Below are 14,575 nucleotides of genomic sequence, written 5' to 3' on the forward strand. Positions count from 1 at the left end.
GGGATCCAGTTTAAAGATTCGATTTACGAGATAAACATGATTTAATGTGACTTATAGTTCCGATAAGTGAGGCAATAATGGATCGCGCGTTGGAGATGCAGGTGTTTTGCGCCGTGGTCGACAAGGGCAGCTTTGTCGGTGCCGTCGATGCGCTGGAAATGTCCAAGGCCGCCGTTTCCAGGCATGTAAATGCGCTGGAGGAACGCCTGGGCGTACGCCTGCTGCAACGCACCACGCGACGCTTATCACTGACCGAAGAAGGACGGGTTTTCTACCAGCAAGCGCGGGAAGTGCTGGCGTTGATGGGGGAGGCGGAAAGCGCTGTTTCTTCGGGCAACCATGAGCCTGCCGGCGTGCTGCGGGTCAATGCGCCGGTGAGTTTTGGTGTGTTGCACCTGGCGCCGCTGTGGACTGCCTTTTTGGAGCAAAACCCGAAGATTGAGCTGGATATCAGCCTGAACGATCGCCAGGTCGATTTGGTGGAGGAGGGGTATGACGTCGCGGTGCGCATCGCCCGGTTGGAAAGCTCTTCACTGGTGGGGCGCCGGTTTGCCAGCACGCGGATGCGCCTGTGTGCAGCCCCGAGCTACATCAAAAGCCATGCACCAGTAGAAGTGCCGCAAGACCTGGCCGAGCACCGGGTGATTGCCTATAGCAACTTTTCCAGTGGGAACGAATGGAGTTTTACCGGGCCCGATGGCGAGCATAAGGTCAACACGCGTTCGGTCATTCGCTGCAATAACGGTGATACATGCCGATCTATTGCGTTGACTGCTGGCGGCATTTTGCTGCAGCCAAGCTTTATGGTAAGTGAGGATCTTCGGCGGGGTGATCTGGTGGAGTTGCTACCGGAGTATCGCTCGGTAGAACTGGGTATTTATGCCGTCTACCCAACCCGCAAACACCTGGCATCCAAGGTGCGGGCATTTATCAATTTTCTGGTCGAACAGTTTGAGCAGGTCGACTGGGAGTCCGGCTACCCAGCACAAAAGAGCCAAGCCCGGGCTGCAAAGAAGATGTAACACTCCTTGCAGCCCACTGGCCATTAACGCCGAATGACCTTAGGTCTTCTTCGGATCGTCGCCGAACAGCTTGCCTGCACCGGCCCAATCCGATGGCGCCACGTCTTCAAAAATGACGTAGATGTAATTGGCATCGGTACCGGTGTTTTTCACGATGCTCTGGGTGATTTCTGCAGCGACAGCTTCCTTCGCGGCGTGGTCTTTTCCTTCGAACCAGCTGACTCGTACAACGGGCATGGAGTGATCCTCTATTCAGGTTGGGTTTAGCGCGATTAGGGCTAACCATGCGGTCAGTCCGGGCTCAGCCAATCAATGCAGCAGAGCAGTCGAGAGAGAATAGGAGAGATACAGAAGGCGATAAACACGCTGTAAATCGCCTATATGTAGAAATTATTTCTCCAATCAGCCCGCCATTTACCGGCGCACCGGCGATCAACAGTTGCTAAGTACCGCTAGGGGCTGTTGCCATTTCACATGGGTAGCCATAGGAAGGCACAGGCCATGGCCACCACGCTCTCGTAATTTCTCTTGAGCTTGTCGAATCGAGATGCCACCGCCCGGTAATGCTTCAGCCGGGCAAAGGCGTTTTCCACCAGGTGCCGATTGCGGTAAAGACCTCTGTCCAGATCCGCGTTGCCTTTCACGGAGTTACGCTTTCTCGGGATCACGGCCTTGGCCCCTTGTAGCTCAACCTGCTCCCGGATTCTCTCGCTGTCATAGCCCTTATCCGCGACGATGGTTTCTGCCGCCGGGAGCTTGGAAATCAACGCGGGTGCCTGAGTGCAGTCATTGATTTGGCCACCTGTGATTTCAAACTCGATGGGCAAGCCGTGGGCGTCCACCGCCAGGTGAATCTTGCTGGTATTGCCAGCTCGACTTTTCCCTATAGCCTCATCGTTGCCGCTGGCAGCGCCTGCACTGTGCTGTGCGACCTACTGTGGCGTAGTTGGAATTCCAGTTTCGTGCAGCTACCCCGCAGTTCATCTGGGGGTAGGTTGACGGGAAGCTCGCAGGCTGAGGCTTTCGGGACCACACCAGTGGAACACGCACTCATGTCGAACAACTACCTTGAAGCCAGGATGTGGCGCTATTGAGTCTCGGCGCGACTGGAGCCCAACTGGTGTCAGAGCAGGTGCCGTGTCACCGCTGCGCTTCGCGGATCATGTTACGGGCGATAACCACCTGCTGAATCTGTGTGGTGCCTTCGTAGATACGGAACAGCCGCACGTCACGGTAGAAGCGCTCAATGGCGTACTCGCTGACGTAGCCGGCGCCACCGTGGATCTGCACGCAGCGGTCGGCGACACGACCGCACATCTCGGTGGAGAACATCTTCGCGCAGGAGGCTTCGGTACTGACGTTCTTGCCCTCGTCGCGCTTGCGCGCGGCATCCAGCACCATGCAGCGGGCCGCGTAGATTTCGGCTTTGCTATCAGCCAGCATCGCCTGGATCAGTTGGAACTCCGCGATGGGCTGGCCGAACTGTTTGCGGTCCAGCGCATAGTGCAGGGCATCGTCCAGCATGCGTTCGGCTGCGCCGACACTCAGTGCAGCGATATGCAGGCGGCCCTTATCCAGCACCTTCATCGCGGTCTTGAAACCAACGCCTTCGACGCCGCCTATCAACTGGCTGGCGGGCACTCGCGCATTTTCAAAGATCACGTCGCAGGTATGGGCGCCTTTGTGGCCCATCTTGTGGTCCGTCTTGCCCAGCGACACGCCGGGTGTGCCGCGCTCAACGATAAAGGCGCTGATACCGGAGGCGCCTTTGATTTCCGGGTTGGTACGGGCCATCACCGTGTAAATGCCCGCGTGTGGCGCGTTGGTGATGTAACGTTTGGTACCGTTGAGGATGTAGCTGTCAGCGTCACGCACAGCATTGGTTTTCAACGAGCCCGCATCGGAGCCGGCATCTGGCTCGGTCAGGCAGAACGAGCTGAGCAGCTCGCCGCTTGCCAGTTGCGGCAGGTACTGGTTGCGCTGCTCCTCTGTACCGTCAAGCAAAATGCCGATTGAGCCAATGCCGTTGTTGGTGCCGATGTAGGAACGGAAAGCCGGTGAGGTGCGACCCAACTCGAAGGCGATGTTTACCTCTTCCTCCATAGTCACGCCCAGGCCGCCATAGGCTTCCGGAATCGTTAACCCGAACAGGCCCATCTCGCGCATCTGATCGACGATGTCCTTAGGGATCGCATCCGTTTCAGCCACCTCGTTTTCCCGAGGAATCAGTACCTCACCGACGAACTGGCGAAGAGAATCCAGCAGAATCTGCAGGGTTTCGGTATCACGGATCATGTGCGCTCCTCTGGGCCCGGAAGTGGGCCGATGTAGTACGGTGCACCGTCACCCTGAAGGGTTACCGAGCGGCGGCGCCGATGTTGTTAACCATGTTGATCAGGCGAGGCCCGATATCGTCAGTGAGCTTGTCCCGTGGAAGCTGGAAGCTCGGTCCACCGCAGTTGAAGGTCAGTAACCCGAACTGCGGGTGTAACAGCGGCACGGCGACTGAGTTGACGTCGCGGTGCCACTCGCCGATCGATAGGCAAAAGCCGTAATCGGTGTAATCGCGAAACGCGCGATCCAGGCCCTTGCGGATCACCGGCCACTGTGCTGCTTCGCGTTGGCGCATGTGGTCGAGGAGAAACTCTCGCTCGCTCTCTGGCATCGCCGCCAGGCATGCGCGTCCCGCCGAGCTTTGCGCCAGTGGCAAGTAGCTGCCGATCTGCCGCCGCATCGTGGTATTGCCTTGGCCCTGAACGACGTCCAGGTAAACCATCTGCAGGCGATCCCGGGCCGCCATTGCCACTGCGGCTTGAGCGTGATTGGCCAGCTCTTCCATCAGCGGGTGCGCCACCGAGCGAATCGACAGATTCGACAGCATGGCGTAGCCGAACCCCAGCACACCGACATCCAGCTGGTACTTGCCCGAGTGCACCTCACGCTTGAGGCAGCCAAGGCGCATCAGGGTGTTGGTCAAGCGCGTCACGGTCGGCTTGGGTAGCCCGGTCATCCGCGCCAGTTCCTGATTGCCCAGCACGTTGTCGCGCGGGGTAAAGCACCGCATCAGCTCCAGCCCACGTGCCAGCGCAGTCACGAACTGGCCGCTGGTTTCGTCCTCACTCGACGCACTGGCCGGGTCGAGCATGCCCATCTTCAGTAAAGCGATTTCATCCGCTCCAGTGCTGCTCTCAGCCTTCTGCTGATCCGCTTTGTTGCGTGCCATGGTAGAACCTCATTTTTGGAAATTGCAAGCAAATAAAAGTACGTTTCGTCAGGCGAAATTATATTTGAGCCGAGATGAAATGCAAAACGCTCATTTTTAGATAGATAATATATTGATTAATAAAGAAATAATAAAATAGTTCAGATTTCTGATTTACATGAATTCGCGACCCTACCTATGATATCTCGTAAATACGAAATGCAATTTCGTATAGCGAAACGTGTTTAGAGGTGGGTATGAGTCACGAACCTGAATCTGTAGTGAACCTGGAAATTCGAGAAGACGGCGTTGCCGTCGTACGCATCGACCGGCCAGAAGCCAAGAACGCGCTCAATAGCGCGGTGCGTGAACAACTCGCCGAGCACTTTCGGGCACTGGCTCGCAATGGGCAGGTGCGGGCGATTGTACTTACCGGCGGTGACACCTGTTTTGTGGCCGGAGCCGATATCCGCGAGTTTGCCCAAGCGCGCCCGATTGAAATGTACCTGCGCCATACCGAGCTGCTGTGGGAAGCCATCTCCCGCTGCCCCAAGCCGGTCATCGCTGCAGTGAATGGTTTCGCCCTTGGCGGCGGCTGTGAGCTGGCCATGCACTGCGACATCATCGTCGCCGGCGAGTCGGCGCGCTTTGGCCAGCCAGAAGTCAAACTCGGCCTGATGCCGGGCGCCGGCGGTACTCAGCGTCTGATCCGCGCGGTCGGCAAGTTCCAGGCAATGCGCATTGCCCTTACCGGGTGCTTGGTCTCGGCCCAGCAAGCCTTGGCCATGGGCATGCTGAGTGAAGTGGTGGGCGACGAGCAGACCATTGTCCGTGCACTAGAGCTGGCCACTGAAATCGCCGCCTTGCCGCCGCTAGCCGTCGCGCAGATCAAAGAAGTGATGCTGGCCGGTGCTGACCTGCCGCTGGAGAGCGCGCTGGTGTTGGAGCGCAAGGCCTTCCAATTGCTATTCGATTCGAGCGACCAGAAAGAGGGCGCTCAAGCCTTCCTGGAAAAACGCAAAGCGATCTTCTCAGGAGAATGAGCGATGACACGTGAAATTAACCGGATGGCGGTTGTTGGCGCCGGAGTCATGGGTACAGGTATTGCTCAGATCGCCGCTCAGGCGGGCATTCGCGTCACGCTGTTTGATAGTCGCGAAGGCGCTGCGCAGGGCGCCCGCGAAAGCTTGAAAGGCACGTTGGACAAGCTGGTCGACAAAGGCAAGATTGCCAACGCCGATGCGCTGGCCACGCTCTCCCGCGTGCAAGTGGCGAGCGCCCTTACGGAACTGAGCGACGTCGACCTGGTAGTGGAAGCCATTATCGAGCGCCTCGACGCCAAGCAGGGCTTGCTCGCCGAGTTGGAAGCCGTGGTTGCCGATGACTGCATTCTGGCTACCAACACCTCATCGCTCTCCGTCACCAGCATTGCTCGCAATTGCCGACTTCCCCAACGCATCGCTGGCTTTCATTTTTTTAACCCTGTGCCGCTGATGAAAGTGGTGGAAGTCATCGATGGTCTGGCGACTGACCCGCAGGTAGGCGACAGCCTCCGAGCCCTGGCTGCCCGCATGGGGCATAGGGGTATTCGGGCGAAGGACACACCAGGGTTCATCATCAATCACGCCGGCCGTGCATATAGCACTGAGGCTTTGCAAATTCTCAAGGAAGGCGTAGCCGAACCCGCCGAGGTAGACCGTATCCTGCGCGAGGGTCTGGGTTTTCGCATGGGGCCCTTGGAGCTGTTTGATCTGACGGCTCTTGATGTTTCCCATCCAGTCATTGAGTCGATCTACAACCAGTTCTACCAGGAACCGCGGTATCGGCCTGCAGCGCTAACACGCCAGATGCTGGATGCCGGCTACGTCGGGCGCAAGGTCGGGCGTGGGTTTTACCGATACGCCGACGGCCAGATGATCGATCCACCCGCCGCACAGGCAGTACCTGCGCTGGAAGCATTTCCGCCGGTTTGGCTTGGCACTGAAAACCCCGAGGATCGTGCACGTTTCACCGAGCTTCTTCAGCAGGTGGGCGCGCGGGTCGAAGAGGGCACGGTCCCAAGCAGCGAGGCCCTGTGTTTGCTGGCACCTTACGGTCTGGATGCCACCGGCGCCGTCGGCCTGTTTGGCACCGATCCTGAGCGCACGGTGTGCATCGACCCGCTGCTGGATATCGCCCGCTACCGCACGCTGATGCTAAATCCCGCTACCCATGCCGACATGCGCGATGCCGCCCATGCGCTGTTGGGCCGCGATGGCGTGGGCGTCAGTGTGATCAATGACAGTGTCGGCTTTGTGGCCCAAAGGGTACTGGCCATGATCGTCAACCTGGCGGGCGATATCGTTCAGCAGCGTATCGCCAGTGTCGATGACCTGGATGAAGGCGTGCGCCGTGGTCTTGGTTATCCGCAAGGTCCGCTGGCCTGGGGCGATAGTGTCGGGCCCAAGCGTTTGCTCACCACTCTTGAACGCATGACCGAACTGACGGGCGATCCCCGTTATCGGCCGGGTCCCTGGCTGCGGCGACGGGCCGCCTTGGGCCTTTCATTGCGTCACAACGAACCACTCCCGACTGAACCTCAACGCTAGGATTTTCCCATGCTCGACGCCTACATCTTCGCGGGACTGCGCACGCCATTTGGCCGCCACGGCGGCGCACTCGCTTCGGTACGCCCAGACGACCTCGCCGCCCATGTGATCCACGAATTGCTCGCTCGCCACGCCATCCCTGGCGAAGCCATCGAGGACGTGATTCTGGGCAATACCAACCAGGCAGGGGAGGACAGCCGCAACATCGCGCGTCACGCCGCACTGCTTGCAGGCTTGCCCGTGACCGTACCTGGGCAGACAGTTAACCGCCTGTGCGCCAGTGGTCTGGCGGCGGTGATCGATGCCGCCCGCGCAGTGACCTGTAACGAAGGCGAACTGTTTGTCGCCGGCGGGGTGGAGAGTATGTCCCGTGCACCCTTTGTCATGGCTAAAGCAGAAGCGGCCTATAGCCGCGAACTGACGGTGTTCGACAGTACCATTGGCGCCCGTTTTCCCAACCCGAAGATCGTCGCCGAGTTTGGCAACGACAGCATGCCGCAAACGGGCGATAACGTGGCTCAGGAGTACGGCATCTCCCGTGCTGAGGCCGACGTCTTTGCTGCCGGCTCTCAGGCCCGTTATGAAGCCGCACGTAGCGCAGGTTTCTTTCAGGAAGAACTGCTCGCGGTCAGCGTGCCCACCGGGCGCAAGACGCCACCCAATGTGGTGGAGCAGGACGAGCACCCGCGCCCGCAATCGGACCTGATCGCTTTGGCTCGCCTGAATCCTCTCTCCGAAGGTGGTGTGGTTACCGCCGGCAACGCATCAGGCGTCAACGATGGCGCGGCGGCATTGCTGATTGGCTCGGCCGCGGCGGGCGAACGGCACGGCTTGGTTCCGATGGCGCGCATTCTGTCGGCCGCCGCCGTGGGTGTGGCCCCGCGCATTATGGGCGTCGGCCCGGTGGAGGCTATTCATAAGGCATTGGCTCGCGCGCAGCTCAGCCTGGCGGATATGGACATTATCGAGATCAACGAAGCGTTCGCCAGCCAGGTGCTGGGCTGCCTGAAAGGTCTGGGTGTTGCGTTCAACGACCCGCGGGTAAACCCACACGGTGGCGCCATCGCCGTCGGCCACCCATTAGGTGCATCCGGTGCGCGCCTGGCCCTGAGCACCGCTCGCGCGCTGCAACAGAGCGGCAAACGCTACGCTGTGGTGAGCCTATGCATCGGCGTGGGCCAAGGCCTCGCCATGGTGATGGAGCGTGTGTAAGTGCGCGCAAGCAAAGGTGAAATGAAATGGGTGCTTTGACTGGGTATCGCGTGCTCGACTTGAGCCGCATTCTGGCTGGTCCCTGGTGCGGCCAAACTCTGGCCGATCTGGGTGCCGAAGTGATCAAAATCGAACGGCCGGGCGCGGGTGATGACACCCGTGGCTGGGGGCCGCCATGGATGAAGGGGCAGAACGCCGAGTCCACCGGCGAGGCTTCTTATTACCAGTCCACCAATCGCGGCAAGTTGTCGGTGGCGCTAAACATCGCCAGCCCCGAGGGGCAGGAAATGGTGCGGGCCCTGGCTACCAGTTGCGACGTACTGATCGAGAACTACAAGGCCGGTTCCTTGGCCAAGTACGGGCTGGATTACGCTAGCCTCGCTGCGCTCAATCCACGCCTGGTGTATTGCTCGGTGACGGGTTTCGGCCAGACCGGGCCGCGCGCCGCAGAACCGGGTTACGACTTCATCATTCAGGGTATGGGTGGAATGATGAGCATCACCGGCGAGCGCGACGATCTGCCCGGTGGCGGCCCGCAAAAGGTAGGCGTTGCCTTCGCGGACCTGATGACCGGCCTGTACTCGACGGTGGCTATCCAAGCTGCGCTGCTCAGCCGAGAAAAGACCGGGCTTGGTCAACATATCGATATGGCGTTGCTGGATGTTCAGGTCGCCACACTGTGCAACCAGAGCCAGAACTATCTGGCTTCCGGCAAGCCGCCCGGGCGTTATGGCAACGCCCACGCCAACATTGTGCCGTACCAGGTGTTTCGCGCCAGTGATCGCGACTTCATCATTGCCTGCGGCAACGACTCACAGTTCGTCGCACTGTGCGACGCCATCGGCCTGCCAGAGCTGCCGAAAGATCCGCGTTTCGCGCGCAACGCCGACCGAGTCAGCAACCGCGAGGAGATCGTTGCCATCCTGTCGCGTCACTTTCTCGGAGGGCTCGCCGATGAGTGGGTAGGGCGCATTCACCCGCAGGGCGTACCGGTAGGGGCCATCAACAGCATTGCCCAGGCGCTGGACGAACCACAGATACTGGCGCGCAACATGCTGGTCAACATTCCCCATCCCTTGAAAGCCGACTTCGTCACGGTCGGCAGTCCGATCAAGTTGTCTCGCACACCGGTCGAGTACCTGCGCCCCGCGCCGATGCTGGGTGAGCATACCGATGAGGTGCTCAAGCGCCAGTTGGGTCTCGATGATGAGCGCCTGGCCGAGTTGAAGGCACAAGGCATCATCGAACAGCTTGGTGAACGCTGAACCTGCCATGCCCCGGCCAGCCAGCTTGCCGGGGCAATTTTTCCCATGGAGCCTTTATGAAAGTCCTCGTAGCGATCAAGCGTGTGGTCGATTACAACGTCAAGGTTCGCGTCAAGGCGGACAACAGCGGCGTCGATCTCGCCAACGTTAAGATGTCGATGAACCCCTTCTGCGAAATCGCCGTGGAAGAAGCCGTACGCCTGAAAGAGAAGGGCGTTGCCAGTGAAATCGTCGTGGTGTCGATCGGCCCGACGGCGGCGCAAGAGCAGCTGCGTACTGCTTTGGCCCTCGGTGCCGACCGCGCCATCCTGGTCGAGGCTGTCAAGGAAGAGGGTGCTGACGAGCTGAACTCCCTGGCCGTGGCCAAGCTGCTCAAGGCCGTGGTCGACAAGGAGCAGCCGCAGCTGGTGATCCTCGGCAAGCAGGCCATCGACAGCGACAACAACCAGACCGGCCAGATGCTCGGCGCGCTGACCGGCTTCGGCCAAGGCACCTTCGCCTCCAAGGTCGAAGTGGCGGGCGACAAGGTCAACGTGACCCGCGAGATCGACGGCGGCCTGCAGACCGTGGCGTTGAACCTGCCGGCGATCGTCACCACCGACCTGCGTCTGAACGAGCCGCGCTACGCCTCCTTGCCGAACATCATGAAGGCCAAGAAGAAGCCGCTGGAGGTGCTCACCCCGGACGCCCTGGGCGTTGCCACCGCGTCCACCGTGAAGACCCTGAAAGTCGAAGCGCCGGCTGCCCGCCAGGCCGGCATCAAGGTCAAGTCGGTGGCGGAACTGGTCGAGAAACTGAAGAACGAGGCGAAGGTAATCTAAATGACTATCCTGGTTATCGCTGAACACACCAATGCCGCCCTGGCGCCGGCCACTCTCAACACCGTGGCCGCTGCGCAGAAGATCGGTGGCGACATCCACCTCCTGGTTGCCGGTGCCGCCTGTGGCGCCGCCGCCGAAGCGGCTGCCAAGCTCGCCGGCGTGGCCAAGGTGCTGGTGGCCGACAACGCCGCCTTCGCCCATCAGCTGCCGGAAAACGTTGCGCCGCTGGTAGCTGCTCTTGTTCAAGAAGCAGGGGGCAAGGGTTACAGCCACATCCTCGCCGCCGCCACCAGCAACGGCAAGAACATCCTGCCGCGCGTCGCCGCCCAGCTGGACGTCGACCAGATCTCCGAAATCATCGCCGTGGAAAGCGCCGACACTTTCAAGCGGCCGATCTACGCCGGTAACGCCATCGCCACCGTGCAGTCTTCGGCGGCGGTGAAGGTGATCACCGTGCGTGCCACCGGTTTCGATCCGGTGGCCGGCGAAGGCGGCAGTGCTGTCGTGGAAGCCGTGGCCGTTGGCGGCGACGCCGGCATCTCGGCCTTCGTCTTTGAGGCGCTGGCCAAGTCCGATCGTCCGGAACTGACCGCGGCCAAGATCGTCGTCTCCGGCGGTCGCGGCATGCAGAACGGCGACAACTTCAAGCACCTGTATGCCCTGGCCGACAAGCTCGGCGCCGCCGTCGGTGCTTCGCGCGCTGCGGTCGACGCCGGTTTCGTGCCCAACGACATGCAGGTTGGCCAGACCGGCAAGATCGTCGCGCCGCAGCTGTACATCGCCGTCGGCATCAGCGGTGCCATCCAGCACCTGGCCGGGATGAAAGACTCCAAGGTCATCGTGGCAATCAACAAGGACGAAGAGGCGCCGATTTTTCAGGTGGCGGATTACGGTCTAGTGGGTGACTTGTTCGAGGTCGTGCCGCAGTTGCAGCAAGTGATCTGAAGCCCTAAAGGAATGTGTTGCAATACCTATAGAATTGTGCTATGCGTGCATACTCAAGTGGCGTGCGGGTTTCAGGGCTAATGCATTTGAAACATAGAGTTGACGTGCGGGAAAGACAATTTTTTGACTTACACGTTATGCGGTAAGTCTGATGCTTGAGCGTTTGAGCTTAGGCATTCTGGTTGTTTTCGTTATTCTTTGTACCCGGTTTTGTACCCGGTTTTGACTTCTTGTAGCATGTAGTGCTGGTTGCTGGCTTAGGGTGGTTGTGCCGAGATTGAATCGGCCTCGAGCCCGTCATTGAGTGCTTTGCTTGTAGTCCTACTGGCTTGAAACGTTTAAGCGCTATGTTGTCTGTCTGGCTATCACGCTGAGTGTAGGTGTTGTTAGGTGACTCGCTCGCTAATAACGCTCTCTCGGAAAGAGATGTAAGCCATAGCGTCATTGAGGTCTTTTATTCTGACTTGGACAGCCTGAGAGATTTTCTCATCGCTTTCCGCTGGAGGAGTTTCGTCTGGGTGGGCCATCTTCCAGAGAGCAAGAAGCTTCAGGTATGACAAAAGAGAGTGCGCTCAGCAGCAAGTGGTCGCCCGCCTGAAGTACTTATGATCATGACTCCACTCATTACAAAAACAAGAGAAGAGCCATGGCCGGAAACATCAAAAAACAGGTCGATAGTATCGACTACAGCACCGTCGCGGTTCCGGAAGAACACCGCATGAGCAAAGGCTCACTGACGATGGCTTGGTGGGCCATCTGCAGTGCTATGTTTTGGCTGGTGGTGTCCGCCACCCTGGCAATGAGCTTTGGTACGATGAATGCCATAATCGGCTTACTCTTGTCGGTCGTAACTTATGCGGCCATCAACGGGGTCATTGCCCGCTACGCCATTAAGACCGGATTATCGGTCGCACTCTTCTCCCGGGTGCTATTCGGACGCGCCGGCGCAGCACTGGCCACCCTGATTTTCTTCGCCACGGCGATCTACTACAGCGTGTTTGAAGGCTCGGTGATCGCCATTGCTATCCAACACTACGTGTCCGACATCACGCTCAATCAAGCCTACCTAATAGTGGTGCTATACAGCGTGCCACTGGTGTTCGGTAGCGTGCAGACCTGGCTGGATAAGTTCAATGGCGTGCTGCTGCCGCTCTACCTGATTGGTCTGATTGCCGTAGTAGCGATGGCCGTCGGTGAATACGGCTACAGTTCTGCCTGGTTGGAAATGGGGCCTGAGAGCGGGCCAGTAAGTAATGGCTGGTGGGACTGTTTCACCTATTTCATGGGAGTGTGGATTCTCATGATGTACACCTGGGACTACGCACGCTTCGGTCGTAAGCAGGACGCCAGCTACCACGCTAAATTTAACTTCGGCCTACCATTCTATATCTTCACCTTTCTTATTAACGGTCTGGTCGGCATCTTTCTCGCCGCCACCATTCCCGCAGAGGGCGGCCTGTCTGAGGTCTCGGTGGTGCTGGCCATTGTCGAGCTGATGGGTATCTGGGGGTTGTTGTTCGTTTGGGTCAGCCAGACCCGTATCAATACCGCAAATTTCTTCATGGCCGCTAGCAACATGCATGCGTTCTTCGGCCGTTTTGGCTTGGCGGCTGTGCCTTATATGGCATGGGCCGTAGTAGTTGGCATCGTGGTCTACACAATGATGTTGCTCAATGTGTTCAGCTACATTCTGCAAGCCCTGGCATACCAGAGCATCTTTGTAGTGGCTTGGGTAGCGATCGCTTTGGCGCATATTTTCTCGCCGAAATATACCCAGCTGTTCGAGGGCAATATTGAATTCGCTCTCGAACGAGTCAACGCCTTCAACCCGTGCGGCTTGATCGCCTGGTTCTTTGCCGCTGGCCTGGGGATAGTGCTGCTGAATTTCGGCGGAGCAACGCTGGCGACCTTCTCAGCGCCGGTGACCTTTGTCTGCGCGTTCGCCAGCTACTGGCTGCTACTCAACAGCGCCAAACGCAGCTGGTTTGTCCGCACCAGCTGCAGCTGAAACCAATATCGGCGCCCACCGGGCCGATGTATTCGGCTCCGGCAACTTGCTGCAGCTACCAAACCCGATCCAAAACTAAGCCGCAACACCGCAGCGGCTTAGTGCTGCGTAGCTGAAAAAAAGACTAACAATGCTAAGAGCCAATTCATGAAAATGATCAACCTGCACCCACAAGCAACTCTCATATTACTTCCATTGTTGGCATCGCTCGCGCTACCCGCAGGTGCGGTGGCTATCAATGACAACTTGGACATTGGCGGCGCCGTGCGTGCGCGTATCGACTACGACCCCGACCGGGATATCGAGAAGCTGAGTTTCGATACTGCCTTTCTCACCGCTACCTACAACTCCGATAGTTGGATCGGCGCGGCTAAATACCGTTTCTATGGCGACGCTTACCCTTTCGACTATACCGACAAGATCGGTGACATCGCCTTCGCCGAATATGCATGGATCGGCTACAAGTTCGATGAGTCGCGTCAGATTCAGGTGGGACTAAACAAGATTCCGTTCGGCCTGCTGCCCTATGCCGGCAGCACTTTCTTCTTGACCTTGGGCAGCGTGATCGGCCTGGAAGACATTGCGAACCTTGGTGTTAAATACATCCAGCAGCAGGATGACTGGAACTTCCAACTCGCTTACTACCTAAGCCCGGCTGATCAGGGTCAAGGTACAAGCCGCGGCGGGCGGACCTATGCAACCAGTGTTGCTACGGCAGATGACTACGTCGTCGACGGCAGCGATAACCACGAGCGCGACATCTTAGTCGGGCGTCTGGCCCGCAACCTAAAGCTTGGGAGCTGGCAGTCGGAGATCGGCGCCTCGGCATTGACCTCGACGCTGCAGAACCAGGACAGTCGTGATAGCGGCCGCCGAAATGCCCTAGCAGTCCACTACTCGGGCAAGAATGGCCCCTGGGGCGTGCAACTGCAAGCCACTCGCCAGGACATGAGCCCGGAGAATCCCGGCAGAGACAAGCTGGTTAGCTTCGGCAGCTTCGACGGCACCTTTAACGTTGCCGCCAAGGGTAACCTCTATGTAGCCGACCTCAGCTATGACATTCCTGGCTCACTCGGGTGGCTCTCTGGTGTCAAGGTTTACGGTAACTACAGCCTGTTCGACAAGGATGAGTCCAGCTTCGAGGATTCCCAGCGCTTCATCCTTGGCACATCTTTCTCGCTGAAAGACCTATGGATCGCCGTCGAGTGGTTGCACGGCAAGCACGATCCCTACATCGGTGGCGGTAGCTACACCCAGAGCCTGGGCGCCGGCGGTAGCGAACGCTGGGAAAACCAGTTGTATACCAATATCGGTTACTACTTCTGAGGCAATAAGCGCCCCTAGCAACCACTCACGCTCCTATTTTCGCCAGCCATGTGCTGGCGTTTTTTTATGGTGCGCCAGGCATGGCGCGTAGCGCCGTGACTGGCGCTGTCGGGTTCACTGTGGTGGTGAGCCTGGCGACTTGGAGGTGAAAGTCCTCTACACACCCGGCAAGGGGAAGTGTTAGCT

General features: G+C 58.7%; 12 protein-coding genes and 1 pseudogene. 9 read left to right on the forward strand and 4 right to left on the reverse strand.

The annotated features are described in order from the left end of the window. The first annotated feature begins 77 nt into the window (after nucleotides 1-77). Nucleotides 78-1,022, forward strand: a complete 945-nt coding sequence (locus ACLH0J_RS19205; RefSeq protein WP_023048086.1) for a LysR family transcriptional regulator — start codon at nucleotides 78-80, stop codon at nucleotides 1,020-1,022. A gap of 39 nt (nucleotides 1,023-1,061) precedes the next feature. Here ACLH0J_RS19205 and ACLH0J_RS19210 read toward each other — a convergent pair whose 3' ends face one another. The 4 genes and pseudogenes from ACLH0J_RS19210 to ACLH0J_RS19225 form a co-directional block, all read right to left on the reverse strand. Then, nucleotides 1,062-1,259: a tautomerase family protein gene (locus ACLH0J_RS19210; RefSeq protein WP_023048087.1), complete on the reverse strand. Its 198-nt coding sequence runs from the start codon at nucleotides 1,257-1,259 to the stop codon at nucleotides 1,062-1,064. A 233-nt stretch (nucleotides 1,260-1,492) separates the two neighbouring features. Continuing rightward, a pseudogene (locus tag ACLH0J_RS19215) lies at nucleotides 1,493-1,948 on the reverse strand (IS5 family transposase); the annotation flags it as partial. A gap of 214 nt (nucleotides 1,949-2,162) precedes the next feature. After that, nucleotides 2,163-3,317 (reverse strand): acyl-CoA dehydrogenase family protein, encoded by a 1,155-nt coding sequence (locus ACLH0J_RS19220; RefSeq protein ID WP_023048089.1) that lies wholly within the window; start codon nucleotides 3,315-3,317, stop codon nucleotides 2,163-2,165. A gap of 61 nt (nucleotides 3,318-3,378) precedes the next feature. Next, on the reverse strand, nucleotides 3,379-4,245 hold the full coding sequence (locus tag ACLH0J_RS19225; RefSeq protein ID WP_023048090.1) for an IclR family transcriptional regulator: 867 nt from the start codon (nucleotides 4,243-4,245) through the stop codon (nucleotides 3,379-3,381). Between the two features lie 236 nt (nucleotides 4,246-4,481). Between ACLH0J_RS19225 and ACLH0J_RS19230 the strand changes: the two genes are divergently transcribed. From ACLH0J_RS19230 to ACLH0J_RS19265, 8 genes are all read left to right on the forward strand, one after another. Then, on the forward strand, nucleotides 4,482-5,267 hold the full coding sequence (locus ACLH0J_RS19230) for an enoyl-CoA hydratase (RefSeq protein ID WP_023628973.1): 786 nt from the start codon (nucleotides 4,482-4,484) through the stop codon (nucleotides 5,265-5,267). Nucleotides 5,268-5,270: 3 nt separating this feature from the next. After that, entirely contained in the window at nucleotides 5,271-6,812 is a 1,542-nt protein-coding gene (locus ACLH0J_RS19235; RefSeq protein WP_023048092.1) for a 3-hydroxyacyl-CoA dehydrogenase, read from the forward strand. A gap of 9 nt (nucleotides 6,813-6,821) precedes the next feature. Next, the gene (locus ACLH0J_RS19240; protein ID WP_023048093.1) at nucleotides 6,822-8,024 is read left to right on the forward strand and encodes a 3-oxoadipyl-CoA thiolase; all 1,203 of its coding nucleotides are present in this window, start codon (nucleotides 6,822-6,824) and stop codon (nucleotides 8,022-8,024) included. A 26-nt stretch (nucleotides 8,025-8,050) separates the two neighbouring features. Further along, nucleotides 8,051-9,289: a CaiB/BaiF CoA transferase family protein gene (locus ACLH0J_RS19245; RefSeq protein WP_023048094.1), complete on the forward strand. Its 1,239-nt coding sequence runs from the start codon at nucleotides 8,051-8,053 to the stop codon at nucleotides 9,287-9,289. A gap of 56 nt (nucleotides 9,290-9,345) precedes the next feature. Continuing rightward, complete coding sequence (locus ACLH0J_RS19250) at nucleotides 9,346-10,110, forward strand: electron transfer flavoprotein subunit beta/FixA family protein (RefSeq protein ID WP_023048095.1); 765 nt, start codon at nucleotides 9,346-9,348, stop codon at nucleotides 10,108-10,110. Continuing rightward, entirely contained in the window at nucleotides 10,111-11,055 is a 945-nt protein-coding gene (locus tag ACLH0J_RS19255) for an electron transfer flavoprotein subunit alpha/FixB family protein (protein WP_023662939.1), read from the forward strand. Nucleotides 11,056-11,701: 646 nt separating this feature from the next. Continuing rightward, nucleotides 11,702-13,063 (forward strand): purine-cytosine permease family protein, encoded by a 1,362-nt coding sequence (locus tag ACLH0J_RS19260; protein ID WP_033902867.1) that lies wholly within the window; start codon nucleotides 11,702-11,704, stop codon nucleotides 13,061-13,063. 153 nt (nucleotides 13,064-13,216) lie between these two features. Next, nucleotides 13,217-14,389, forward strand: coding sequence for a porin (locus tag ACLH0J_RS19265; protein ID WP_031637015.1), 1,173 nt, complete (start codon nucleotides 13,217-13,219; stop codon nucleotides 14,387-14,389). Nucleotides 14,390-14,575: the final 186 nt, after the last annotated feature.

It is taken from the genome of Pseudomonas sp. MPB23 (assembly GCF_046605395.1).
GTDB lineage: Bacteria > Pseudomonadota > Gammaproteobacteria > Pseudomonadales > Pseudomonadaceae > Aquipseudomonas.